Origin of the sequence: Neisseria sp. P0006.S004 (assembly GCF_051963015.1) — a bacterium.
In the GTDB taxonomy this organism is placed as follows: Bacteria; Pseudomonadota; Gammaproteobacteria; order Burkholderiales; family Neisseriaceae; genus Neisseria.
The window spans coordinates 312,966-338,376 of sequence record NZ_JBQCUS010000002.1 but is presented as its reverse complement, the minus strand read 5'-3'; the positions used below and the strand labels follow the sequence as shown (position 1 = coordinate 338,376).

Here is a 25,411-nt window from a genome sequence, read left to right as displayed (position 1 = left end):
TCAGACGGCCTTAAGGTTTCGGGCCGTCTGAAAATTTGCGATATGGCTTAACCGCGCTCTGCTAATGATTTTTCTGCGATTTCAAAATCGGAGAAATGGTGCTTCACGCCTTGTACATCCTGATAGTTTTCATGCCCTTTACCGGCAATCAGAATGATATCGTTCGTGGCAGCCTGCTCAACCGCATAACGGATGGCAACGGCACGATCAACTTCGACGCGTTCAGGATTAGGCACGGCAGGCAGGATGTCGTTGATGATGTCTTGCGGACTTTCCAAGCGTGGGTTGTCGCTGGTAACCACCACTTTATCGGCACCCTGAACTGCTGCCGCACCCATCAATGGGCGTTTGCCGCTGTCTCGGTTACCTCCGCAGCCAAATACGCACCACAAAGCCGCGCCCTGTGGTTTGATTTCCTGCAAAGTGGAGAGTGCTTTTTCCAGTGCATCCGGCGTGTGGGCATAATCGACAACGACTAAAGGTTTGCCGCTGTTCATAATGCAATCCATGCGGCCTGAAGCAGGACGGATTTTTGCCAGTACTTCCAAAACGTTATTTAGTGGATAACCGTTGGCACACAGCAAGGCAACGCAGGCGGCGAGGTTTTGCGCGTTGAACCGTCCGAGCAGACGGGTGCGGCATTTTCCTTCACCCCACGGGGTTTGGAATACGGCTTCCATGCCATCTGAAGAAGCGGTGAAATCGGTAATGTGGATATCGGCTTGCTCGCTGAAACCATAGCCGTAAACGGCTAAATCGGGACAGTCTTTTTTCAGACGGCCTACGAGTTCCGCACCGTATTCGTCATCAACATTGATGATGGCGTGTTGCAGACCATGCCAGTAGAACAGGCGCGATTTGATGGCACCATAGGCTTCCATGGTGCCGTGGTAATCGAGGTGGTCTCGGGTGAGATTGGTGAAGATTGCACTGCGAAACGGCACGCCGTTGACGCGCGATTGGTCAAGACCGTGGCTGGAAACTTCCATCGCGGCGGCTGTTGCGCCTTGCTGGCGGAAGCGGTAGAGCAGGGTTTGGACATCGACAGGGGCAGGCGTGGTATGCGTGGTCTCTTCCAATGCACCCCAAAAGCCGTTACCGACTGTGCCGATAATGGTGGTTTTTTCGCCCAGAAGATCGGCAGCTTGCGCCAGCCATTGTGTGATAGAGGTTTTGCCGTTGGTACCGGTTACACCCCAGACTTTAAGGCCGTCTGAAACATTGCCGTAAACCTGTGCTGCCAACATACCGGCGCGATGTTTCAGATCTTTAATGCCTTGATTAGGAACGTTCCATTCGGGATTCCATGTAAATTTGCCGTCATCATCCCAAAAAACAAAGGTTGCACCGTTGGCGATGGCGGCAGGAATATAGCTGCGGCCGTCTGTATATTCGCCCTGACAGGCAACGAAAATGTCACCCTGTTTAATTTGTCGGCTGTCTGAATGCAACAAACGCCCTGCTGCGTTTTCACACAGCAGAGGCGGAAAGTTGGTTTCAGCCAAGGGGGTTAACTTGCTGAACATAAACAATATCTCTTTGATTGTTTGGATTATGACGGTACTTTGACAGTAGCGGTATTACTTAAAGGCTTGGTTGGGGAAACGCCCAAGATGTTCAAGCTTCCGCTCATGACTTCTTTGAATACGGGACCGGCAACCACGCCGCCGTAATAGCCGTTGGCAGTCGGTTCGTCGATGGTAACGGCCACAATCACGCGTGGATTTTTAGCCGGGGCAAAACCGATGAACGTACCGACGTGTTTGTTGTCCACATAGCGGCCATTGACCAGTTTACGCGCCGTACCGGTTTTCGCACCTACGTCGAAACCATCGACAGCACCGGCAGTACCGGTACCGCCGGCTTCAGTAACGGAAACCATCAACTCGCGCACTTTTTTCGCAGTAGAGGCTTTGATGACGCGCTTGCCTTTAGGAGCAACCGCTTGTTTTTCAAAGCTGACCGGCAACAATTCACCGTCATGGGTCAAGACAGTATAGGCTCGCGCCAATTGCAATAAGCTTAATTGCAGGCCATAACCGAAAGACATGGTTGCCTGTTCGATTTTTTGCCATCTGCGCCAGCTTCTCAACAAACCTGCAGTCTCACCAGGAAAGCCTGAATGCATGCGCACGCCTACACCTAAATCGTGATAGAAATCGTACATTTCTTTAGGCGTAAACATGGCAGAAAGTTTACTGGTACCGACGTTGGAAGATTTTTGCATAATGCCGCGCACATCCAAAGTAGGATAAACGTGGGTATCTTGTACGGTAGCCGGACCGATTTTGTAAGGCAGGGTGTTGAACGTATCGGTTGCATCCACTTTGCCGGAATCCAATGCTTTGGCAATAGTAAACGGCTTCATGGCAGAACCGGGTTCAATCATGTCGGTTACGGCGCGGTTACGGCGCTGTTCGCTATTGGCTTGACCCGGTTGATTCGGATCGTAAGCCGGGCTGTTGACCAAAGCCAAAATTTCGCCGGTTTGCGCATCCAATACCACAACTGTACCCGCTTTGGCTTTGTGATAAGCCACCGCTTTGTTTAACTCGTCATAAGCCAGCGTTTGAATACGCTGATCCAAAGACAAAATCATGTCTTGGCCGTTTTTAGGCACGCTGTTGCGTGGAGAGTCGAGGCTGTCTACGATATTGCCTTTGTTGTCACGCAATACAACTTTCGCACCATCTTCACCGCGCAGGCTGTCTTCACGGGAAAGCTCCAAGCCCTCCTGACCTTTGCCGTCGATATTGGTAAAACCGATAACGTGCGCAAACAGATTACCCATCGGGTAATGGCGTTTCAATTCTTTTTGGAATGCGATGCCTTTAATGCCCAATGCCTTGATTTCTTCTGCTTTCTCGTAGCTGAGTTGACGTTTCAGGTAGATAAAGCCTTTGTCTTTTTTAGACAATTTATTTTTCAAAACTTCAACAGGCACATCGGCAATGGCCGACAATTTTTCCAACTGCTCGTCAGTCGGCATTTCCTCCATACCGGAAGGCATGGCATACAATGATTCAGTAGGCGCACTCAAAGCCAATGTGGCACCATTGCGGTCGGTAATCATACCGCGTGATGCCGGCAGCGGAAGCGTACGCACAAAACGTTGGTCGCCCTGATTTTTCAAAAATTCATGCTGACTGGTTTGTAGATAAACCCCGCGCACCAACAGACCGGTAAACGCCAGCACAACAGCGCCCAGCACCAAACCGATTCGCCCGTTACTTGTCAGCGGCTTTTTCGTTTTTGTTGTTCCAGACAGCATTTGAGGTTTATATTCGTTCTTAATTAACATGTTGGACTTCTCATGACTTAGCTGCTCAGTGAGCTATTAATTCCCGTAAACACCTTGAAAACAAGGCTATATTCTTATTTTTTGCGTTCCAGCATAGCCGTATTATGCGCACCCGGCGGGAGCAGATGTTGCTTTTCGGCCGCCACTTTAATCAGTTTGTGGTTTGCCAATCTTGCCTGCTCCAGCTTCAAGCGCGCGTAATCCTGTTCCAACTGAATTTCCCGCTTTTGCGCCTTATCCAACTCGATAAAATGCAAGCGCGACTGGTTTTGCTTAAACACTACAGCAAAGGCCGAAACCGTCACCAAAACCAGTAATAAAATATTCAACTTACCCATTTCAAACTTTCAGACGGCCTGTCAACAGAAACATCCCTTGCGACAATGCCGAAACGCTTTCCCTAGTCAACAACCGAAAATTCGCCGCTGCTGCGCTCCGCCACCCGCAAAACCGCACTGCGCGCACGCGGATTGGCTTCAGTCTCTGCCGAACCCGGTTTGATTGCTTTACCCACAGCCTTCAAAGGCGGCTGAGGCAAATCCGCTTCCTTGACCACTGCCCAACGGGGCAAAGGCGCATGTTGCGAATATTTTTTAATAAACTGCTTCACAATTCTGTCTTCCAAAGAATGGAACGCAATGACAGCCAAGCGTCCACCCTCTTTCAGACGGCCTGCAACCTGCGGCAAAACTGCCTCTACCTCTTCGAGCTCGCGGTTAATAAAGATGCGAACTGCTTGGAAGGTGCGCGTTGCAGGGTCTTGTCCGCGCTCACGAGTACGGACGTTTTGCGCCACAAGCTGCGCCAACTTGCGGGTTGTATCGATGGGACTCTCCTCGCGTTGCGCAACAATGGCGCGCGCAATCTGGCGACTAAACCGCTCTTCACCATAATTCTTAATTACCTCGTGTAAATCCTGTTCGGATGCGGTTGCAATCCATTCTGCCGCAGACATCCCGCGAGTCGGATCCATCCGCATATCCAACGGCGCATCAAAGCGGAAACTGAATCCGCGGCTGCCATCGTCAATTTGCGGCGACGAAATCCCCAAATCAAAAAGCGCACCGTCAATCTTATCGATGCCTAATTCATCCAATGCCGTCTGAAATGTTTCAAAACCATTGTGTACGACACTGACACGTTTATCTTGCGCCGCCAATTCATTGGCTACCGCAATCGCCTCGGGGTCTTTGTCAAAAACAACCAAACGCCCCTGCTCACCCAAACGCGACAAAATCAGCCGGGAATGACCTCCCCTACCGAACGTACCGTCCACATAAATCCCGTCTTCACGGATTGCCAACGCATCCACCGCCTCATTCAACAAGACAGTAACATGCTGATAATTTTCAACTTTACTCACAATTGCAAATCCGTTTGACTCAATTGGAAAGCCAATTCATCAGGATCGATATCCAAAGCCTGATTCATTTCCTCTTCCCAATGTTCGCGACCCCACAACTCCATACGGTTTGCACGGCCAACCAAAGTAACTTCTTTTTCAAAATCCACGCGTTTGCGCAGATTCGCCGGAATCAAAACACGTCCGGCGCTGTCCCACTCCAAAATCTCCGCATTGTGCAGCAGCAGATTTTGATACCGTTGCAAAGACTCATTGCCGGCCACTTTCAACTTCAAAATCTGCTCGGCTTTTTCTTCCCAAACGGGCTCGGGGTACATCAATAATTTTTTTCGGGAATCCAGAGTGACCACAATTGCAGGCGTATAACGGCGCAGCAAAATATCGCGGAATTTGGCAGGAATCGCCAACCGCCCTTTACTGTCCATACTCAATTCATGAGCACCGCCAAACACATCACACCCCAAATTCGATTAAAATAAAACAGAGTGGGATTAAAAATCCCACCTTCCTAAAATATTTCGTTTTCACTTCCACGGAACACTTTTTAGGAAAAAGTAACCACTCTCACCCACTATGCCCCACTAACCGACACTATAAGAAATTTTGGCAATCAGGTCAAATCAACCCTTTATCTGAAATGAAACACTAAACACTTAAAATTCAATAGCTTATATATATAAAAATGCATGACAAATTAATATACTAGCCATTTTATATGGCATAAAACACCATATCTAGTATTATTTATGTTTTTAAAATACTACATATAGTATTTTTACACCCGATTACCACCTCTCTCACAAGGGGCTATAATATACAAACAAATTCAAATTTTTTACATTATCTAACAGTCATGAAGCCACAACTCCCCCTTCCTTCCCCTGATGCACAAGCCTCTTCAGCACACCTGACGAAGCTCATAAAAAACGAAATTGAACAACATCAAAACTGGATACCCTTCTCCCGTTTTATGGAGCTTGCCCTTTATACACCTCAATACGGTTATTACAGCGGAGGCAGCCATAAAATCGGCGCAGACGGCGACTTCATTACTGCTCCCACCCTTTCCCCCCTATTCGGGCAAACCCTTGCTAAACAACTTGCCGAATTACTGCCGCAAACAGCAGGCAATATCTACGAATTTGGTGCAGGCACAGGCCATCTTGCCGCTACTTTGTTACAAAATCTTTCAGACGGCTTGAATCATTACTACATTATTGAGCTATCGGCAGAGCTTGCAGAGAGACAACGTCAACATATTCTTGAGCACACATCTCCCGAAGCAGTCGCCAAAATCATCCACCTCACCACATTGCCCGAACACTTTGACGGCATCATCATCGGCAACGAAGTATTGGATGCCATGCCGGTTGAACGCTTGATTTATCAAGATGAAGGGTTTCAACAAATCGGCGTCAGCTTGGAGAATGACAAGCTAATCGAAGCCATCAAACCATTGACCCAAGCCGAACTTACACAAACAGCCGCCTTGTACTTCCCTCCCCTTCCTTCATACACAAGCGAGCTGCATCCGGCACAATATGCCTTTATCCAAACCCTGGCCGCCAAATTACAGCGCGGCGGCATGATATTTATCGATTACGGCTTCGATGCCGCTCAGTATTACCACCCGCAACGTAAAGAAGGCACATTTATCGGCCACTATCGCCACCACACTATCCACGACCCATTTTTCAATATCGGCCTGACCGATTTGACTGCGCACGTCAATTTCACCGATATTGCACGCGCCGGCACGGAAGCAGGTTTGGACTTAATCGGCTACCTGCCCCAATCCTATTTCCTGCTCAATCTCGGCATCACCGATTTGCTGGTACAAATCGGCAGCCCAGATTCAGTTGAATACATCCAAGCAGCCGCCGCAGTACAGAAACTGATACATCAGCACGAAATGGGCGAACTTTTTAAAGTGATCGCTTTTGGCAAAAACATCGATATCGACTGGACAGGCTTCAGCCATGGAGATATTTGCCATAAGCTATAGCCTGACAACCTACTTTTTATTTTTTAAAAACAATAAGAAATAAAAAAAACTAAAATTAGCGCTTGCCAAATATTCAAAAAAAACTATAATAGCGACTTCACGAAACGGCGAATTAGCTCAGTCGGTTAGAGCAGAGGAATCATAATCCTTGTGTCCGGGGTTCGAATCCCTGATTCGCCACCAAATTTCGGGGGTATAGCTCAGTTGGTAGAGCGCTTGCATGGCATGCAAGAGGTCAGCGGTTCGATCCCGCTTACCTCCACCACTAAACAAAAAAGCTCTTGTTAAACGCAAGAGCTTTTTTGTTTGGCTTAATTAATAACTAATTGCTCATTAATTTTGCCATTTCAATACCCAACCAATAAAGGCCGTCTGAAACATTTCAGATGGCCTTTTATCTTTTAATTACTTCACAAGCTTCAATACTTTTTTCGGTTTTTCTTCCGTAGATTCAGCTTTTTTATCTTCGGCCGCTGCAGTTTCGATAGAAGCAGGCTGATATGGTTCTACCTCAAACCCCATACCCTCTCCACTTTCGCGGCCAAATATACTGACAATATGACCGACCGGAATCCAAATCTCGTGCACTACGCCGGAAAAGCGTGCAGAAAAATTGACCCACTCGTTGTCGATATTCAAGTTATGGCTGGCAGTAGGGCCAATATTTAAAACAATCTCATTGTCGCGTACATACTGCATCGGCACACGGGTATGTTCATTTACCCAAGCTACGATATGCGGTGTTTGGTTATTATCCAAGCACCATTCATACAAAGCACGCAATAAATACGGTTTGGTTGAAGTTGCCATAGATCCGTCCTTTAGCGGCGCATGGCTTTTTCAGCCGGCGTCAATGCTTCAATAAAGGCTTCGCGTTGGAAAATACGTTCCGCGTACTTCAGCAAAGGCGCAGCAGATTTGCCCAGTTTGATGTCGTAATAATCCAAACGCCACAACAGCGGAGACAAGGCAACATCGATCATGGAGAAGTCATCGCCCAAGATGTATTTGTTTTTAGTAAAAGACGGTGCCAGCAGGGTCAATCCATTGCCAATGGCTTCACGCGCTTTAGCCTGTTCTTTATTGGTGGACTCAGGGTTTTCTAACACTTGCACCAAGCTGAACAGTTCTTTTTCCATACGGTACAGCACCAAACGGCCGCGACCGCGCATAACAGGGTCACCCGGCATCAATTGAGGATGAGGGAAACGCTCGTCAATGTATTCGTTGATAATGTTTGATTCGTGCAAAATCAGATCACGCTCAACCAAGACCGGTACTTGGTTATACGGATTCATCAAAGCCAAGTCTTCAGGTTTATTGAACACGTCCACATCTTTGATTTCAAAATCCATGCCTTTTTCATACAACACAAAACGGCAACGTTGGCTGAATGGACAAGTAATGCCCGAATACAAAGTCATCATAATCTTCTACTCCTGATCAATCTTTTCAGACGGCCTTAAGCCTTATAAAAATTCAGAAAGAATTATACATAATTTCAAATACTTAATCCAGAAATTTAAAATAACACACTGTTTACATTAAGCAATTTTTAGATTTGCATTAATCCGACATAAATTGATTAAGCAAACAAAAAAGGCAAACCTGAAACAGGTTTGCCTTTTTGATTCAAAAGAATTAATGAACGTCTTTCCAGAATTCTTTTTTCAGGAAGTACGCCAACGGCAACATTACGGCAAACAGGAATGTCAAAACCATGTAACCGATACGGTGGCGTTGCAATTGAGCAGGCTCACCCATGTATACCAAGTAGTTCACCAAATCACGCACATAAGCATCGTACTCTTTTTGGATTACTTTACCGTTAGGCAGACGACGGCTGTGCAGACCGGTAGATTCCCAATACAGTTTAGGAGTCAGGTTGCCGTGCTCGTCTTTAATCATAACGGGCTGACCTTTGGCATCCAACTCAACGGCTTGAATACCTTGTTGCTCCCACAATGGGTGAGGCATACTCGCGCCGGCCAAAACGGTATTATTCCAACCGGTCGGACGAGTTGGGTCTTTATAGAAGCCGCGCATATAAGCGTACAGGTAGTCTGCACCTTTAGAACGAGCAATCAAGGTCAAATCCGGCGGAGGCGCGCCCAACCATTTGGAAGCATCTTTCGGATCCATGGCCGCTACCATCACGTCACCAACGTTGTCTGTTGTGAACATCAGGTTTTTCTTGATTTCATCTTCAGTCAAACCGATGTCTTTCAGACGGTTGAAGCGCATACCGCTTGCAGAGTGGCAAGACAAACAGTAGTTTGTAAAGATTTGCGCACCGTGCTGCAGGCTGACTTGGTCACGCAGGTCGATATCGACTTTTTCATAGTTTGCATGGCCGCCGCTGGCGACGGCTGCACTCATAGGCACTGCCAGCAATAAGGCAGCAAACCAGTTTTTCAGAGTTTGTTTCATTTTCGCTGCCCTCATCAGATATTGGTTGCAAACAAGTAAGCACCAACAACGGTAATACCGACGTAAACAAAGAACATAATTTTTTGTTTAGTAGTGCTCATGGTTACGCGTTCAGGAACTGGTTTGTTGGTATCCAGTTTGGTATAGAACGGCATACCCAGGAAGAATGCAAAGTAGACGAAAGACAGGATACGTGCAACCAAAGTACGAGTATCAGTTGCTACCATTGCACCCAAAATACCCAAACCGATGAAGGCAATGATGAACAGAACCAACGCAGTTTTGAAGATTGGGCCGCGATAGCGGACAGATTTAACCTCGCCTTTATCCAACCAAGGCAACAAGGCGATCAGGACAACTGCTGCACCCATACCGATTACACCCCATACCTGAGTACCGGCAAAGGAAGGAATCGCACGCAAAATTGCGTAGAACGGAGTGAAGTACCATACCGGCGCAATGTGAGGAGGTGTTTTCAGCGCATTTGCTGCATCGAAGTTTGGCGCTTCCAAGAAGTAGCCGCCGCCTTCAGGTGCAAAGAACAACACAGAACAGAAGACAATCAGGAATACAACAACACCCAAGATGTCTTTAACGGTGTAGTAAGGATGGAATGGGATACCATCGCGTGGAATACCGTTTTCGTCTTTGTTTTTCTTGATTTCAACGCCATCAGGGTTGTTAGAACCCACTTCGTGCAGGGCGATGATGTGAGCCACAACCAAGCCGAGCAATACCAGAGGTACTGCGATAACGTGCAGTGCGAAGAAGCGGTTCAAAGTAACGTCGGAAACGTTGAAGTCACCGCGGATCCAAGTGGACAAATCAGGACCGATAACAGGGATGGCAGAGAACAGGTTAATAATTACCTGCGCACCCCAGAAGGACATTTGACCCCAAGGCAACAGGTAACCCATAAAGGCTTCTGCCATCAATGCCAAGAAAATCAGGGAACCGAAAATCCACACCAATTCACGAGGTTTTTTGTACGATCCGTAAATCAGACCACGGAACATGTGTAGATAAACGACGATGAAGAAGAAAGATGCGCCGGTAGAGTGCATGTAGCGGATAATCCAGCCGCCGGACACGTCGCGCATGATGTACTCTACTGCGGTAAAGGCAGCAGGCAGATGGTAGGCGTTAAGGTTGCCGTCCGGTTTGTAGTTCATGGTCAGGAAAATACCGCTGACGATTTGAATTACAAGGACGAGCAGAGCCAAAGAGCCGAAGTAATACCAAAAGTTGAAGTTCTTCGGCGCATAGTATTGAGCCAAATGCTCATTCCACATTTTAGACAGAGGGAAGCGAGCGTCCATCCAGCCTAACAATGCTTTTGCTTTGCTATTGGTTTGGTTTGCCATAATTATCGTTCCTTATTTTTAGTCTTCGCCCACCAAAACAGTTGTATCGCTCAGATATTTGTAAGGCGGTACAACCAAGTTGGTCGGTGCAGGAACACCTTTGTATACTCGGCCTGCAATGTCGAATTTCGAACCGTGGCAAGGGCAGAAGAAACCGCCTTTCCAGTCTGCACCCAAGTCAGCGGGAGCAATGTCGGGACGGTAAGTCGGAGAGCAACCCAGGTGGGTACAGATACCGATAGCGACGAGGAGGTTCGGCTTGATCGAACGGTGCTCGTTTTTACAGTTTTCGGGCTGATGATCCACTTCGGAATTAGGGTCCGTAACTGCGCCATCCAAACTTTTCAAGTCTTTGAGCTGTTGATCTGTGCGGTTGACCAGCCAAATCGGTTTACCCTGCCATTCGGCAGTCAGCATTTGGCCTGCTTCGATTTTGCTGACATCTACTTCGACAGCAGCACCGGCAGCCTTAGCTTTCTCCGATGGAAAGAAGCTGGCCACGAAAGGCGTAGCTACGCCCAGAGCCGCCACACCGCCTGCACCGCATGTAGCCAGTGTCAGGAAACGGCGGCGACCGTTGTTGATTTCTTGATTATCCATTATTCAGTCGTCCTAAAATTTTGGGAATACCGAGCCATTAAACAGCGTAATTCTACCTAGTTTGTTGTAATACTCAAAGCATTATTTAAAATAAGGTAAAGTTTTTATGATATTGCTCAATACTCAGGCAGGGTTGTTTTCATCAAAGTGAACCACTTTGATACCGAATTTTTCTGCCACGGCATCGCCTAAGGCGCGGACGCCGTAACGTTCTGTCGCGTGGTGGCCGGCACTGATAAATGCCACACCCGTTTCATTGGCAAGATGATATTGCGCTTCCGAAATCTCACCGGTCAGATACGCATCGACACCTTCGTCTACGGCTGTCTGAAAAAATCCCTGCGCACCGCCGCTACACCAGGCAATGCGTTTGATTTCGCGTTCAAGATCGCCGATAACGGTCGGCTTGCGGCCGAATACCGCCTCAATGCGTTCAGACAACTGCGCCAATGTTTGTGTGGTTTTCAGACGGCCTGTATTCAACAGGTTTTGCTCGCCGAATTGTTTTTCGAGCACCCAATCGAGTTTCTCGGCCAACTGTGCGTTATTGCCTAGTTGCGGGTGCGCGTCCAGCGGCAGGTGGTAGCCCGCCATATTGATTTGGTGTTGCAGCAAGGTTTCAATGCGTGTTTTTTTCCAACCGGTAATCGTGACAGGCTCGCTTTTCCAAAACATGCCGTGGTGGACCAAAAGCATATCCGCCCCCTGCTCTACGGCAAAATCGATTGCAGCTTTGCTGGCGGTAACCGAAGTGGCGATTTTGGCAATTTCTTCTTTGCCTTCGACCTGCAAACCGTTGGGCGCATAGTCCTTAAACAGCCCGACCTGCAATGTCTCATCACACCAAGCCAGAATTTCGCGGCGTAAAGCCATATTCCGCTCCTTATATCTATCTTCAAAAACAGTTTCGCATTCTAACCGCAAAATCTGTTTATGCCTCAAATTCTTACATTCCGATTTCAGCAATCATTCCCAACATTAATCATTTGCACATCATCATGAATTATTTTAATATACACCACCTTACCCACAGGCCGTCTGAAAACATATGGACTCTATTATCGAATTGCGTCATCTCAAAACCTTGCTGGCTTTAGAAGAAACCGGCAGCGTTTCCCTTGCCGCCAAACGGGTTTTCCTGACCCAATCCGCCCTGTCGCACCAAATCCGCGCCTTAGAAAATTATTACGAAACGCCGTTGTTTGAACGTAAATCCACACCTTTGCGCTTCACTCCGGCCGGTATGCGCCTGTTGCAACTGGCGCGCGAGCTGTTGCCGCAGGTTGCCGCAGCCGAACGTGATCTGGTGCGGATTATTGAAGGCGAAGCCGGCGAACTCAGGCTTGCCGTCGAATGCCACACCTGCTTCGACTGGCTGATGCCTGCCATGGGTGAATTCCGCCCCTTATGGCCGCAAGTTGAATTGGACATCGTTTCCGGCTTCCAAGCCGATCCGGTTGGCCTGCTGCTGCAACACCGCGCCGACCTTGCCATCGTTTCCGAAGCCGAGCCGCTCAACGGCATCAGCTACCGCCCTCTGTTTGCCTATGAAATGGTCGGCATCTGCGCAGAAGACCATCCGCTTGCCGACAAAGACATTTGGGAAGCGGAAGACTTTATCGACGAAACCTTGATCACTTATCCCGTCCCCGACGAAATGCTGGATTTGCCTAAAAAAGTGCTGCTGCCCAAAGGCATTAATCCGCCGCGCCGCCACAGCGAGCTGACCATCGCCATTATTCAGCTGGTTGCCAGCAAACGCGGCATCGCCGCCCTACCCTATTGGACGGTCATGCCGTATTTGGAAAAAGGCTACGTCGTCCATCGCAAAATCACTTCAGACGGCCTGCAAAGCAAACTTTATGCCGCCATTCGTACGGAAGATGCCAACAAAGGTTATCTGGACAACTTCTGCCAAATCACGCATGACCGCTGTTTTGCCGACTTGCCGGGTTTGAGCGAATTGGAAATGTAAACTTGAAACAATCAAAAGGCCGTCTGAACAATTTTCAGACGGCCTTTTCAATATATAAAAATTTCACTGCTTCTATTCGAACTCATCCGAGTTCAAACACGCCGACAAATCGATTTCAGACGGCCATGTTTTATCAGGTGCAACCCGAATATCGAAATGCTCGCCGCGATAGTCGAAAACCAAACGCCAAGCGTGCAGAAACAGATGTCCCGCCTCATCGCCGCCATACAGCGTATCGCCCAAAATCGGACTGCCTATGCTTTTCATGGCCACGCGCAGCTGATGGGTTTTGCCGGTAAACGGTTGCAACACAAACAGGCGCAAACCGGGCTTCAGGCTTTGGCTGCTGAAACGGGTAACGGCAAAATTATCCTCATCACGCGTCAGCTTCCATGTACCGAGCCGCGAACGCGCCATACCGCCTTTCACCCAGCCCTGCTTTTTCGCCGGCTTGTGCGTACCGAGTGCCAAATAAGTTTTACGCATGGTTTTCTCGGCAAACTGTGCCGACAAAGCGGCCGCGCTGTCGCGGTTGAGCGCAAACAGCAACAGGCCGCTGGTGGCCTTGTCCAATCGGTGAAGCAGCCACACGCGTTCAACGCCGAGCTGCTGCGCCAGCGATGCGGTCAGACAAACATCCCCTTCCGATTCGCTGTGCACCGATACGCCGCAAGGCTTATTGATGACCACAAAGTCTTTGTGTTCAAAAACAATGTCCCACATTTCAGACGGCCTTCAACACAATACCGTCGCCAAGCAGAGTCAAAATACCCAGTAAGCAGAACAAGATACACGCAACAATGCGCACTGCTTTGGCCGGAATCTTGCGCATCAGCATTTCGCCCAAATACACGGCAGGCACAGAAGCAATCATCAAACCGGCAATACTGCCGACCACGACCAGCAGGATAGATTGGTATTTTGCCGCCAAAAGAACTGTTGCAATCTGCGTTTTATCGCCGATTTCAGCCAAGAAAAACAGGACGACCGTCGCCGTAAATGCGCCGTATTTCAGCCACTTGCCGTCAGGGTCTTCGTCTTTGTCCGGCAACAGCAGCCACAATCCGACCGCAATAAAGCTGCCGCCGACCACCCATTTCATGACTTCGGGCGAAATAGCGGATGCCAGCCAGACACCGAGTGCGGCTGAAACAAGATGATTCAACAGGGTTGCAATAAAGATACCGGCAACAATCGCGTTTTTGTGGGCAAAACGTGCTGCCAAAAAGAGCGCCAGTAATTGCGTTTTATCGCCGATTTCGGCAATGGCAACGCCCAGCGTCGAGGAGAAAAAAGCTTCCATGATTTAAGATACTCAACCGACAAGCGGGCAAACAAAAAGCGCTGTGCATACCGCCCGCAAGGGTATGGACAACGCTTACGTCTTGCCTGTCTTCCGATAAAGCAGAGAAGATACCGCTGCCACGGCCGCACAAGCCGATTATGTTGACAACGGTTTCGGCATTGCGCCGAATGGCTACTCCCGTAAGAGTGAAGCGCGAATTGTAAGGCAAACCATAGCCTGAAGCAACAAAAAGAAAAACAAAAGGCCATCTGAAACCTCATTCAAGCAGGTTTCAGACGGCCTGCGATTACTTGCCGCATACTTCAAATTTACGGCCGAATCCTTTGCCATTATATCCGCCAAAACCATGCGGCATATCGTTTTCAATCACTTTAAACAAACCCGGGCTGGCTGTAACCCCTTCAGGCATATTATCCGGCAGGGCCTGACGCATCTTGGCAGTAGCGGCTTTAAAATCTTCCATATTGCGCCAACGGGCTACGTTGACCAAATGATATTTACCGTTTGGATCTATATTTTGGTGCAGGCGCGTAGCTATATAGCCCGGCTGGGTTTTCAAAAAATCACGCGCTTTTTGCCAAGAAGCCAAAGCTTCGGCTTCTTTACCCTGCGGCACTTCAAAAGTATTAATGAGGACAACACTGTTTTGAAAGGCTTCACATTTTTCCTGCCACTGTTTGGCATTTGCAGTACAACCGACAGCGACAAAGGCAGTGGCGGCAGCGGCAATCAGAGCTGTTTTTTTACGGATATTCATATGGATAGCTCCTTATAGGTTTAAATTGATGTGAGATATTTAAGCTCTTCCGAACATTCGGGGCATTACGGATTCGCCTTTGATGTAGTGGTAAACGACCATACCGATATGTCCCAGAGACAAGAACAGCAACGAAAATGCCAGTGCTCCGTGAATCTGTCCTTCCTGAGTAATTTGTCTCATAACACCTGTGACTGGAACGGCAAGCATCAGGAGATACATTGCCCAATGTCCAAATTTGGCAGCCATACTGCCAACCGGTCGATTGCTGGACTGGCGGATTGCCCGCATCACACGCCAAGCAGACAATATCAGCAGAAGAAAGCCAACCGCCTTATGAGGATTAGTCAAAAACTTCAGACTTTCATCCATATTCCAAGCAATGGCGGTTGCAAACATAAACAGATAGCAGGCCGCCATAGTCCAATGCAGAAAGCGGGTTGTAATGCCGTAACGTTGCGGAGTATCAGGTTTCATGATGTTTTCTCTTAAATTAACAATTAAATGGATTTCAATTTGGGTTTACGGATAGAAAATCCGTCTTTCATGCTCAGTCCCAACAGCGTCAGATTCGCCGTGCCTGCAATCAGTTCTATGCTTTGGACGATGTAAAACACGCTGTCAAACTGTCCTGCGGCGGCGCGGCTGTTTAAGAAAAACGCGCAAGGCAGCAAAATCAATACTCCGTTGGCGGCGATAAAGGGCATACGGTGGCGTTTGGCGGCAATCGCGGCGTGTTTGCTTTTGCCGCCCATTTTCATGCCTGTTGCGCCTGCGGTTGCCATGCAGGCAATCAACCCGAACAGCGCATAAACAATGATTTGCTTCACGGTGGCGACGGTTTCGTGCGAGCCGAAGAGTTCGCTGAACACGGTGCTGCTCCAAAACGAAGCGATGAATAAAAATGCGCCCACCCCTGCGGCGGCGTGGATTTTGCGTAAAGTATTGCGGTTCATTATGGTTTCCTTGAACATTTAAGAGAGGTCGTCTGAAAGCATTTAAATAGCAAGCTATCTAGTTGAAATAAGTATAGCGTGCTATGGATTAAGATAGCAAGCTATATTTGTGATATAATCCGCAACAATCTGATTTTAAAGGAAACAAAGTGAACGACTCATTCAAAGACCAATCAGCCGGCTATTTGATGAACCATATTGCCCGCCAATTTGCCATTTTATTGAGCGAAGGCTTAAAACCACTGGGGATTGCGCCTGCACAATTTCCAATTTTGATCGAGCTATGGAATAAAGACGGCTTGAGCCAACAGGAATTAGTTGAGCGTGCCGATTTGAAGCAGGCAACGATTGCCAACACTCTGGCACGGATGGAGCGAGACGGATTGATTACACGGGAGCCTAATCCTGAAGATGCACGCAGCCGTTTGATTATGCTGACAGAACACGCGCGTACTTTACAATCAAGCTCCACCGAAATTGCCAAAGCCATCAACCAAGAATCCTTGGCGGATCTGTCGGCAGACGAGCAGAAACTGTTTTTGGAAATGGCACAGAAAATTATATTGAAGCAACAAAAGATGATAAAAGTCTGAAAAATATAAAAAAGGCCGTCTGAAACCCAATGTAAACAGGTTTCAGACGGCCTTTTTCACAGCGATTAATTATCGGAGAACAAATCGCCTACTTTTTCGCCTACTTTTTCCCAAAACGATTTTTTGCGCGGGGTTTGGCTGAGATTGAGGCCGGAGGAGATTTTTTCAAATTCTTCCAACAGCTCTTTCTGACGATCGGTCAGGTTGACCGGAGTTTCAACCAAAATGTGGCAGTACAAATCGCCGGTCGAGCTGGAACGCAGAGACTTGATGCCTTTGCCTTTCACGCGCATGCGGCGGCCGGTTTGCGTTTCTTTCGGAATGTGCAGTTTGACTTTACCGTCCAAAGTCGGCACTTCGACTTCGCCACCCAATGCGGCAATGGCAAAGCTGATCGGCAGTTCGCAATGCAGGTCCAAGCCGTTGCGCTCGAAGATTTTGTGCTGTCTTACGCGGACATTGACGTACAAATCGCCTGCCGGTGCGCCGTGTTGACCCGGCTCGCCCTCACCACTCAAGCGGATACGTTGACCGTCGTCGATGCCTGCCGGAATGTTGACTTCAACCGTTTTGCTGGTTTTGGTGCGGCCTTCGCCACGGCATTTGACGCAAGGATCTTTGATTTCTTTGCCTGTACCGTGACAAGTCGGACAAGTCTGCTGCATTTGGAAAATGGCTTGGCGGACGTGCACCGTACCTGAGCCGTGACAGGTCGAACAAGTCGATGCGGATGTGCCCGGTTTGGCACCTGAGCCGTGGCAGACATCACATTCTTCGTAAGTCGGAATGTTGATGCGTTTTTTCACGCCTTTGGCGGCTTCTTCAAGCGAAATCTCTATGCCGACCTGCAAGTCCGCACCGCTGTAATCCGGCTGACGGCCGCCTGCGCTGCCGCCACCGCCGAACATTTGGCTGAAAATATCGGAAAAATCGAAGCCTTGCGCACCACCGAATCCGCCTTGGCCGCCAAAACCGCCAAAGCCACCGAATCCGCCCGCACCTGCGCCCTGTTCGAACGCAGCATGGCCGTATTGGTCGTACATGGTACGTTTTTCCTTGTCAGACAAGGTGTCGTAAGCTTTTTGGACTTCTTTAAATTTTTCTTCCGCTTCTTTGTTGTCAGGGTTGCGGTCGGGATGGTATTTCATTGCCAGCTTGCGGTAGGCTTTTTTGATTTCATCGTCGCTAGCGCTGCGGGCAACACCAAGGGTTTCGTAATAATCTTTATTGCTCATAATTTTGATAGTGTTAAGAATGAATTCAAACTGGGTGGAATATGTGGGCGGAAGGTAAAAAACTCAAGTCGATATTTTTAAGGCCGTCTGAAACCCTGTTTTCAGACGGCCTTTTGATTGTTTGCATTCCTCCATATAAAAACAAACGGGAAACAACAATGCCAAAGCGGTTTGACATGATGTTACGATACAAGCAATCCGCTTCTGAATCCGCTATAATCTGCGTTTGATTTTATTTTCCAACGCCTTTTGTACAAAGCGAAACATCATGCAAGAACAATATCAACCCGCCGCCATTGAGCCTGCGGCGCAGAAAAAATGGGATGACGCCCGTATTTTCAACGTCTCCGAAGACGCTTCCAAACCCAAATACTACTGCCTCTCCATGTTCCCCTACCCCAGCGGCAAGCTGCACATGGGGCATGTACGCAACTACACCATCGGCGACGTATTGAGCCGCTTCAAACTCTTAAACGGCTTCAACGTCATGCAGCCTATGGGTTGGGACGCGTTCGGTATGCCGGCGGAAAATGCGGCGATGAAAAACAACGTCGCCCCTGCCGCATGGACTTACGACAACATCGAATACATGAAAACCCAGCTCAAAAGCCTGGGTTTTGCGATTGACTGGGAGCGCGAAGTCGCCACCTGCAAACCCGAATACTACCGCTGGGAACAATGGCTGTTTACCAAGCTGTTTGAAAAAGGCATCGTCTACCGCAAAAACGGCACGGTAAACTGGGACCCCGTCGACCAAACCGTGCTTGCCAACGAGCAAGTCATCGACGGGCGCGGCTGGCGTTCGGGCGCGTTGATCGAAAAACGCGAAATCCCGATGTATTACTTCAAAATCACGGATTACGCCGAAGAACTGCTCAACGACTTGGACAAGCTGGAACACTGGCCGGAACAAGTCAAAACCATGCAGCGCAACTGGATCGGCAAATCTCGCGGTATGACCGTGCGCTTCGCCGTTTCAGACGACAGCAAACACGGTTTGGAAGGCGATTACGCGAAATTCCTGCAAGTTTATACCACCCGTCCCGACACGCTGATGGGCGCAACTTATGTTGCCGTTGCCGCCGAGCATCCGCTGGCAACCGCCGCAGCCGCCGACAAACCTGAATTGCAGGCATTTATCGCCGAATGCAAAGCCGGCTCGGTTGCCGAAGCCGATATGGCGACGATGGAGAAAAAAGGCGTGCCGACCGGCCGCTACGTCGTCAACCCGCTCAACGGCGACAGGCTGGAAGTGTGGATTGCCAACTATGTATTGTGGGGCTACGGCGACGGCGCAGTGATGGCTGTTCCGGCGCACGACGAACGCGATTTTGAGTTCGCCACCAAATACAATCTGCCGAAAAAACAAGTCATTGCCGTCGGCGACAACGCATTCGACGCAAACCAATGGCAAGAATGGTACGGCGACAAAGAAAACGGAATATTGGTCAACAGCGGCGACTTGGACGGCATGAATTTTCAGACGGCCTTCGACGCCATCGCCGCCAAGCTGCAAAGCCAAGACGCAGGCGAACCGAAAACCCAATACCGCCTGCGCGACTGGGGTATTTCGCGCCAACGCTACTGGGGCTGCCCTATTCCTATCATCCATTGCGAAAAATGCGGCGATGTTCCCGTCCCTGCCGACCAACTGCCCGTCGTCCTGCCTGAAAACGTCGTACCCGACGGCATGGGTTCGCCGCTGGCAAAAATGCCAAAGTTTTACGAAACCACCTGCCCATGCTGCGGCGGCGCGGCAAAACGCGAAACCGACACCATGGACACCTTCATGGAATCAAGCTGGTATTTCTTCCGCTACATGTCGCCCAAGTTCGCAGAAGGCATGGTATCGGCAGAAGCCACGAAATACTGGGGCGCGGTCGACCAATACATCGGCGGCATCGAACACGCGATTTTGCACCTCTTGTACGCGCGCTTCTTCACCAAACTGATGCGCGACGAAGGTTTGGTCAGCGTGGACGAACCGTTCGAACGCCTGCTCACGCAAGGCATGGTCGTCTGCGAAACTTACTACCGAGAAAATGACAAAGGCGGCAAAGACTGGATCAACCCTGCCGATGTCGAGCTGACCTTCGACGACAAAGGCCGCCCTGTTTCCGCCGTTCTGAAAGCAGACGGACTGCCAGTCGTCATCAGCGGCACGGAAAAAATGTCCAAGTCCAAAAACAACGGCGTCGATCCGCAAGAACTGATTAACGCCTACGGCGCGGACACCGCCCGCCTGTTCATGATGTTTGCCGCACCGCCCGAACAGTCCCTCGAATGGAGCGACAGCGGCGTCGAAGGCGCACACCGCTTCCTGCGTCGTCTGTGGCGTACCGTTTACGAATACCTGAAACAAGGCGAAGCGGTCAAAGCGTTCGCAGGCAGCCAAGACGGTTTGTCTAAAGAACTCAAAGACCTGCGCCACAAACTGCATTCCACCATCACCAAAGTCAGCGACGACTACGGCCGCCGCCAGCAGTTCAACACCGCCATCGCCGCCGTGATGGAACTGCTCAACCAATACGACAAAACCGACACCGGCGGCGAACAAGGCCGCGCCGTCGCCCAAGAAGTATTGGAAACCGCCGTACGCCTTTTGTGGCCCATCGTGCCGCACATCTGCGAAACCCTGTGGAGCGAATTGAATAGCGCGAAACTGTGGGAAGCAGGCTGGCCGACAGTCGATGAAGCCGCCTTGGTTAAATCCGAAATCGAAGTGATGGTTCAAGTCAACGGCAAACTGCGCGGCAAAATCACCGTCGCCGCCGACGCATCCAAAGCCGACCTCGAAGCCGCCGCCCTTGCCAACGAAGGCGCAGTGAAATTCATGGAAGGCAAGCCTGCCAAGAAAATCATCGTCGTTCCGGGCAGACTGGTGAACATCGTGGTGTAAAGCTGATTCGGCATTAATTGCTGTAATTAGGAAAGGTCGTCTGAAAACTTGGAAACAGGGTTTTTAGACGACCTTTTTAAGGTAGATTGGGTTGTCTACATTACAGACATCAAATATAGTGGATTAACTTTAAACCAGTACGGCTTTGCCTCGCCTTGCCGTACTATCTGTACTGTCTGCAGCTTCGTCGCCTTGTCCTGATTTAAATTTAATCCACTATAACTTAAATCTCAAAATCCAAAACATGAATTTATTTTTCGATACCGAATTGGGAAAGCAACAAAATAAAGCAACCCACAAAATCCGTGTAATGAGCGAGGCTTGGCTAGAAAAAAACGGCTACTGCCCCTGTTGCGGAAGCAGGCCAATGCAGAGATTTACCAATAACAAACCTGTTGCAGACCTCTTTTGTCCAAACTGTCACGAGCAATATGAATTAAAGAGTAAAAATCAAAAAACTATAGGTAACAGTGTACCTGACGGTGCATATCACACCATGTTGGAGCGCATCCAGTCAGATACCAACCCCAACTTTTTCTTTCTTGCATATAAAAAAGCGGATTACTCCATACAGCAATTGGTGCTTGTACCTAAACATTTCATAACACCGGACATGATTATTCCCAGAAATAAAGGTATTAAAAACCGACCGCACCACATCATGTGTTCCATTAATCTTGTACCTTTACCTGAAAGCGGCAAAATATTCTTAATAGACAATTCCCGCATTATCGAACCCGAAATCGTTCTGAAAAAATGGCAATCCAATCTATTTTTACGCAACCAAAATACGGAACGCAAAGGCTGGCTTTTAGCTATTATGAAATGTATCGATCAACTCCCCGAAGAATTCACATTGTCACAAATGTATGAATTTGAAAACAAACTATCCATCCAATTTCCCCAAAACAACCATATCAAAGACAAAATCCGCCAACAATTGCAAATTTTGCGTGATCAAAATATGATCGAATTCATTGGTCGCGGACTTTACAAAAAATCAATAAATTGCGCCTAACTCCCAAGGCGTTTTGATTTCAAATCATGATACTGAATTCACAAGGGATATTTATTCTTCTGCCATTCTGAAAACGGTTGTACCATTGGTCAGGATTGTTGTCGACTTTACAGATAGGAACATATAGCAAATTCTTAATTTTTTGGTATATCCAACTATCTTCAAAGCTTATCTGATCGCTGATTAACTGATCAAAGTTACTGGAAATCTGCGAGATAAACATAGTCTCTAGTGGCGCACCATCTTTATCTGCTTTATTGGTTTTCAGCTCACCATCAGCAAAATCTGTCAAAGCATTTGTATTCTTAAGTCCTATCAATTTCTCGATAAACTGCCCTACTCCGCCTTTATTTATCTTCATTTCAGAGGTGAACTTGGGAAATCTGGTTTGATATTCAAGTTTTAGATCTCCTAGCGTTCTTCCGGCGTTTTTTCTAAAAAAACCATACGAATCAGTTAGATTCATTATCACAGTTTCCGTCATTAACATAATCCTTAAAAGTTCAGGTAAAGAAATATCTAATGCGCTAGTCAAACGAATAAGATTTAATAGGGCGGGGTTACGCTCTCCACGTTCTATCATTCCGATATAAGTCCGGTGCATATTCGCTTTTTCAGCCAATGCCTCCTGACTTAAATCCTGTAGTTGTCTTAAATGACGAACATGTTTGCCAAATTGTTTTAAAATTTCTGATTTCATGATGACTATTCTTAATGTTTGCAAATTAAATTCCACATACAATAAGTATCAACTTTAGTTCTAATACAAAAGGCCGTCTGAAACCCTATATTCAGGTTTCAGACGGCCTTTTTATCTGCCCGATTTTATTCGCCGTAATAGGCTTTGGTCAGGATTTCTTCCATATCGGCCACCATGGCGAGGCGTGGGTTGGCCGGGGTGCATTGGTCTTCAAAAGACATCATGGCCAGCTCTTTTCTGCCGTCGAGGAAGGTTTTCTCATCGATGCCCTGCTCTTTCAACGACATTTTGATGCCGACGTTGACTGCCAGCTCATGGCAGGCGCGGGCGAAGGATTCGACGCCTTCTGCCGGTGTGCTGCATGGCAGGCCTAAGGTACGGGCGATTTCCTGATATTTCAGATCGGCTTTGTAGTAGTTGTACTTCGGCCAGGTGGCGGTTTTCTGCGGACGCGTGCCGTTGTAGCGGATGACGTGCGGCAGCAGGATGGCGTTGGCACGACCGTGCGGAACGTGATATTTGCCGCCGATTTTGTGTGCCATCGAGTGGTTGATGCCTAAGAACGCATTGGCAAACGCCATGCCTGCGATGGTGGAGGCATTGTGCATATGCTCGCGCGCTTCAGGATCGGCCGCACCGTGTTTGTAGGAGCGTTCGAGATATTGGAACACGAGCTTAATGGCTTGCAGGGCGAGGCCGTCTGTAAAGTCGTTCGCCAGTACGGAAACGTATGCTTCTACGGCGTGGGTCAGTACGTCCAAACCGGTATCGGCGGTTACACCTGCCGGTACGGTCATGGTAAACGCAGGATCGACAATCGAAATGGTCGGTGTCAGCGAGTAGTCGGCAATCGGATATTTTTTGTCGCCGTCGCTGATGACGGTAAACGGTGTTACTTCGGAGCCTGTGCCTGATGTGGTAGGGATGCCGATAAATTTGGCTTTGCGGCCCAATTCAGGGAAGCGGAAGGCGCGTTTGCGGATGTCCATGAATTTTTGCACCAAGTCTTCAAAATCGACTTGCGGCTGCTCGTAGAAGAGCCACATGGCTTTGGCCGCGTCCATTGGCGAACCGCCGCCCAGTGCGATGATTGTGTCGGGCTGGAAGCTGCGCATCAAATCCGTGCCTTTATAGACGGTTTGGACGCTCGGATCGGCTTCGACGTCGGTAAACAGCTGGATGGTCACTTTGTTTTTGCGTTGATGCAGTTGGTGGGTGATTTTATCGACAAAGCCCAGATCAACCATCGAACGGTCGGTCACAATCATGACTTTTTCGCAGTCTTTCATGTCTTGCAGATATTGGATGGAATCGCGTTCAAAATAGATTTTGGCGGGCACTTTGAACCATTGCATGTTGTTTCTCCGACGGCCTACTTTTTTGATGTTTAACAGATTGACTGCGCTGACGTTGCCGCCGACGGCGTTTTTACCGTAAGAGCCGCAACCGAGGGTCAGAGAAGGCAGGAAGGCGTTGTACACATCGCCGATGCCGCCGAAGGTGGAAGGCGAATTCCAAATCACGCGCAGCGCTTTGACGCGGGAGCCGAACGTTTTGACCAATTCTTCATCGGCGGTATGGATGGCGGCGGAGTGTCCCAAGCCGTCAAAGGCAACCATTTCTTCGGCGAACTTCAAACCTTGTTCGGTCGAATCCGCCTTAATCATGGCCAAAACAGGTGAAAGTTTTTCGCGAGTCAGCGGCTCGTTCGGGCCGACTTCGCGGCATTCGGCGATGATGATGTTGGTTTTCTCAGGCACTTTAAACCCGGCCTGTTCGGCAATCCATGTTGCCGGTTTGCCCACTACCGCAGAATTGAGTTTCGCCCCGCCGCAGCTGGCGCAATTCGCCGTTACGCCGAAGATAAACTCTTCGAGCATGGCTTTTTCTTTTTTGTTGGCAAAGTACACGCCGTAAGATTTGAATTCTTCGGCCAACTCTTTGTAAATCTCTTTATCGGCAATCACCGCTTGCTCGCTGGCGCACACCATGCCGTTGTCGAAAGATTTCGACATCACAATATCGTGTGCCACCTGTTTGATGTCCGCCGTTTTTTCAACATAAGCAGGTACGTTGCCCGCTCCGACACCGAGTGCAGGTTTGCCGCAAGAATACGCGGCTTCTACCATCGCATTGCCGCCGGTCGCCAAAATCGTTGCCACGCCCGGATGCTTCATCAGCGCGGAAGTGCCTTCCATAGACGGCTTTTCAATCCACTGGATACAGTTTTCCGGCGCACCGGCCGCAATCGCCGCATCGCGCACGATACGCGCGGCATGGGCGGAACACTGCTGGGCGGACGGATGGAACGAGAAAATAATCGGATTGCGGGTTTTCAGCGCAATCAAGGATTTGAAAATGGTGGTGGAAGTCGGATTGGTTGTCGGCACAATACCGCAAACCACGCCGACCGGATCGGCAATTTCAGTAATACCGGTTACATCGTTTTCGCTGATGACACCCACGGTTTTCAAATCGCGCAGGCGGCGCACGACGTTTTCGCAGGCAAACAGGTTTTTCGTCGCCTTATCTTCAAACACGCCGCGTCCCGTTTCTTCCACCGCGTGCATGGCGAGCACACCATGTTTGTCCAGCGCGGCAATGGAGGCTTTGGCAACAATGAAGTCAATCTGCTCCTGATCGAGCTTAAGAAACTCGTCCAATGCCCGTAAACCCTTGTCAACCAGGCTGTTTACCTCGGCTACGGCTGGGCTGACGACGTTGTCGGCTGATGCGTTCATGGTGTATCTCCTTAATAAAAGGTGGCAATAAAGTCAATAAATTTTCACTACAATAACTATAAGTAATTTAGTTACATTTTGCTTTGACCTACATCACAAACCATGATTGAACTTTTCAGACGACCTCTCTACCACTTATTCATTTTAATTTATTGAAGTATAATGATT

At 48.8% G+C, this 25,411-nt stretch carries 22 protein-coding genes, 2 tRNA genes and 4 pseudogenes; 8 read left to right on the top strand and 20 right to left on the bottom strand.

The window, feature by feature from the left end; translation table 11 throughout:
- Nucleotides 1-47: 47 nt before the first annotated feature.
- The 5 genes from ACTHR2_RS04630 to mraZ all read right to left on the bottom strand — a co-directional run bounded on the left by ACTHR2_RS04630 (nt 48) and on the right by mraZ (nt 5,116).
- Entirely contained in the window at nt 48-1,526 is a 1,479-nt protein-coding gene (locus tag ACTHR2_RS04630; RefSeq protein ID WP_263340352.1) for a UDP-N-acetylmuramoyl-L-alanyl-D-glutamate--2,6-diaminopimelate ligase, read from the bottom strand.
- A gap of 26 nt (nt 1,527-1,552) precedes the next feature.
- Nucleotides 1,553-3,301, bottom strand: a complete 1,749-nt coding sequence (locus tag ACTHR2_RS04625) for a peptidoglycan D,D-transpeptidase FtsI family protein (RefSeq protein ID WP_263340349.1) — start codon at nt 3,299-3,301, stop codon at nt 1,553-1,555.
- 74 nt (nt 3,302-3,375) lie between these two features.
- Entirely contained in the window at nt 3,376-3,639 is a 264-nt protein-coding gene (gene ftsL / locus ACTHR2_RS04620) for a cell division protein FtsL (RefSeq protein WP_003681879.1), read from the bottom strand.
- Nucleotides 3,640-3,701: 62 nt separating this feature from the next.
- Nucleotides 3,702-4,664, bottom strand: a complete 963-nt coding sequence (gene rsmH, locus ACTHR2_RS04615) for a 16S rRNA (cytosine(1402)-N(4))-methyltransferase RsmH (protein ID WP_263340337.1) — start codon at nt 4,662-4,664, stop codon at nt 3,702-3,704.
- Nucleotides 4,661-5,116, bottom strand: a complete 456-nt coding sequence (gene mraZ / locus ACTHR2_RS04610; protein WP_003748265.1) for a division/cell wall cluster transcriptional repressor MraZ — start codon at nt 5,114-5,116, stop codon at nt 4,661-4,663. The genes rsmH and mraZ overlap by 4 nt, the downstream gene beginning before the upstream one ends.
- Nucleotides 5,117-5,517: 401 nt before the next feature.
- Between mraZ and ACTHR2_RS04605 the strand changes: the two genes are divergently transcribed.
- The 3 genes from ACTHR2_RS04605 to ACTHR2_RS04595 all read left to right on the top strand — a co-directional run bounded on the left by ACTHR2_RS04605 (nt 5,518) and on the right by ACTHR2_RS04595 (nt 6,934).
- Nucleotides 5,518-6,669, top strand: a complete 1,152-nt coding sequence (locus ACTHR2_RS04605; RefSeq protein ID WP_440375412.1) for a class I SAM-dependent methyltransferase — start codon at nt 5,518-5,520, stop codon at nt 6,667-6,669.
- Between the two features lie 106 nt (nt 6,670-6,775).
- Nucleotides 6,776-6,852: transfer RNA gene (locus tag ACTHR2_RS04600), tRNA-Met, on the top strand.
- 6 nt (nt 6,853-6,858) lie between these two features.
- Nucleotides 6,859-6,934 (top strand) — tRNA-Ala (locus tag ACTHR2_RS04595).
- Between the two features lie 140 nt (nt 6,935-7,074).
- Here ACTHR2_RS04595 and ACTHR2_RS04590 read toward each other — a convergent pair.
- The 6 genes from ACTHR2_RS04590 to ACTHR2_RS04565 all read right to left on the bottom strand — a co-directional run bounded on the left by ACTHR2_RS04590 (nt 7,075) and on the right by ACTHR2_RS04565 (nt 11,936).
- Nucleotides 7,075-7,479, bottom strand: coding sequence for a ClpXP protease specificity-enhancing factor (locus ACTHR2_RS04590; protein ID WP_440375411.1), 405 nt, complete (start codon nt 7,477-7,479; stop codon nt 7,075-7,077).
- 11 nt (nt 7,480-7,490) lie between these two features.
- Nucleotides 7,491-8,096 carry a glutathione S-transferase N-terminal domain-containing protein gene (locus ACTHR2_RS04585; protein WP_039861850.1) on the bottom strand — a complete coding sequence of 202 codons (606 nt, stop codon included), beginning with the start codon at nt 8,094-8,096 and terminating at the stop codon, nt 7,491-7,493.
- Between the two features lie 214 nt (nt 8,097-8,310).
- Nucleotides 8,311-9,099: a cytochrome c1 gene (locus ACTHR2_RS04580; protein ID WP_254345296.1), complete on the bottom strand. Its 789-nt coding sequence runs from the start codon at nt 9,097-9,099 to the stop codon at nt 8,311-8,313.
- A gap of 14 nt (nt 9,100-9,113) precedes the next feature.
- Entirely contained in the window at nt 9,114-10,463 is a 1,350-nt protein-coding gene (locus ACTHR2_RS04575) for a cytochrome b (protein WP_003681866.1), read from the bottom strand.
- Nucleotides 10,464-10,481: 18 nt separating this feature from the next.
- Nucleotides 10,482-11,063, bottom strand: coding sequence for a ubiquinol-cytochrome c reductase iron-sulfur subunit (gene petA, locus ACTHR2_RS04570; RefSeq protein WP_440375410.1), 582 nt, complete (start codon nt 11,061-11,063; stop codon nt 10,482-10,484).
- Between the two features lie 123 nt (nt 11,064-11,186).
- Nucleotides 11,187-11,936: a Nif3-like dinuclear metal center hexameric protein gene (locus ACTHR2_RS04565; protein WP_440375409.1), complete on the bottom strand. Its 750-nt coding sequence runs from the start codon at nt 11,934-11,936 to the stop codon at nt 11,187-11,189.
- A gap of 175 nt (nt 11,937-12,111) precedes the next feature.
- Here ACTHR2_RS04565 and ACTHR2_RS04560 point away from each other — a divergent pair, with 175 nt between their 5' ends.
- Nucleotides 12,112-13,038, top strand: a complete 927-nt coding sequence (locus ACTHR2_RS04560) for a LysR family transcriptional regulator (protein ID WP_070504237.1) — start codon at nt 12,112-12,114, stop codon at nt 13,036-13,038.
- 72 nt (nt 13,039-13,110) lie between these two features.
- Here the strand turns inward: ACTHR2_RS04560 and ACTHR2_RS04555 are convergent, their stop codons facing one another.
- The 5 genes from ACTHR2_RS04555 to ACTHR2_RS04535 form a co-directional block, all read right to left on the bottom strand.
- A complete protein-coding gene (locus ACTHR2_RS04555; RefSeq protein WP_440375408.1) occupies nt 13,111-13,761 on the bottom strand; it encodes a TIGR01621 family pseudouridine synthase in 651 nt (216 codons plus the stop codon).
- Nucleotide 13,762: 1 nt separating this feature from the next.
- Complete coding sequence (locus ACTHR2_RS04550; protein WP_070645607.1) at nt 13,763-14,341, bottom strand: TMEM165/GDT1 family protein; 579 nt, start codon at nt 14,339-14,341, stop codon at nt 13,763-13,765.
- Between the two features lie 289 nt (nt 14,342-14,630).
- The gene (locus ACTHR2_RS04545; protein ID WP_263340302.1) at nt 14,631-15,101 is read right to left on the bottom strand and encodes an antibiotic biosynthesis monooxygenase family protein; all 471 of its coding nucleotides are present in this window, start codon (nt 15,099-15,101) and stop codon (nt 14,631-14,633) included.
- Nucleotides 15,102-15,140: 39 nt separating this feature from the next.
- Nucleotides 15,141-15,578, bottom strand: a complete 438-nt coding sequence (locus ACTHR2_RS04540) for a cytochrome b (protein WP_263340299.1) — start codon at nt 15,576-15,578, stop codon at nt 15,141-15,143.
- 23 nt (nt 15,579-15,601) lie between these two features.
- Nucleotides 15,602-16,057 (bottom strand): hypothetical protein, encoded by a 456-nt coding sequence (locus tag ACTHR2_RS04535; protein WP_263340293.1) that lies wholly within the window; start codon nt 16,055-16,057, stop codon nt 15,602-15,604.
- 188 nt (nt 16,058-16,245) lie between these two features.
- On the opposite strand from ACTHR2_RS04535, the gene ACTHR2_RS04530 reads away from it, so the two are divergent.
- Nucleotides 16,246-16,650: a MarR family winged helix-turn-helix transcriptional regulator gene (locus ACTHR2_RS04530; protein ID WP_263341883.1), complete on the top strand. Its 405-nt coding sequence runs from the start codon at nt 16,246-16,248 to the stop codon at nt 16,648-16,650.
- 65 nt (nt 16,651-16,715) lie between these two features.
- On the opposite strand, the gene dnaJ is transcribed toward ACTHR2_RS04530, so the two are convergent.
- Nucleotides 16,716-17,885: a molecular chaperone DnaJ gene (dnaJ, locus tag ACTHR2_RS04525; protein WP_154953871.1), complete on the bottom strand. Its 1,170-nt coding sequence runs from the start codon at nt 17,883-17,885 to the stop codon at nt 16,716-16,718.
- 268 nt (nt 17,886-18,153) lie between these two features.
- Here dnaJ and leuS point away from each other — a divergent pair, with 268 nt between their 5' ends.
- Nucleotides 18,154-20,784 carry a leucine--tRNA ligase gene (gene leuS, locus ACTHR2_RS04520; RefSeq protein WP_440375407.1) on the top strand — a complete coding sequence of 877 codons (2,631 nt, stop codon included), beginning with the start codon at nt 18,154-18,156 and terminating at the stop codon, nt 20,782-20,784.
- Between the two features lie 107 nt (nt 20,785-20,891).
- Here leuS and ACTHR2_RS04515 read toward each other — a convergent pair.
- Nucleotides 20,892-21,005 (bottom strand): annotated as a pseudogene (locus ACTHR2_RS04515) (IS5/IS1182 family transposase); the annotation flags it as partial.
- Nucleotides 21,006-21,028: 23 nt separating this feature from the next.
- Between ACTHR2_RS04515 and ACTHR2_RS04510 the strand changes: the two are divergent.
- Nucleotides 21,029-21,819: pseudogene (locus ACTHR2_RS04510) on the top strand (DpnI domain-containing protein).
- A pseudogene (locus ACTHR2_RS04505) lies at nt 21,792-21,881 on the top strand (DNA adenine methylase); the annotation flags it as partial. The pseudogenes ACTHR2_RS04510 and ACTHR2_RS04505, both read left to right, overlap by 28 nt.
- Nucleotides 21,882-21,911: 30 nt before the next feature.
- Here the strand turns inward: ACTHR2_RS04505 and ACTHR2_RS04500 are convergent.
- Nucleotides 21,912-22,502: pseudogene (locus tag ACTHR2_RS04500) on the bottom strand (helix-turn-helix domain-containing protein); the annotation flags it as partial.
- 125 nt (nt 22,503-22,627) lie between these two features.
- Nucleotides 22,628-25,243, bottom strand: a complete 2,616-nt coding sequence (gene adhE, locus ACTHR2_RS04495) for a bifunctional acetaldehyde-CoA/alcohol dehydrogenase (RefSeq protein WP_070734898.1) — start codon at nt 25,241-25,243, stop codon at nt 22,628-22,630.
- Nucleotides 25,244-25,411 lie beyond the last annotated feature (168 nt).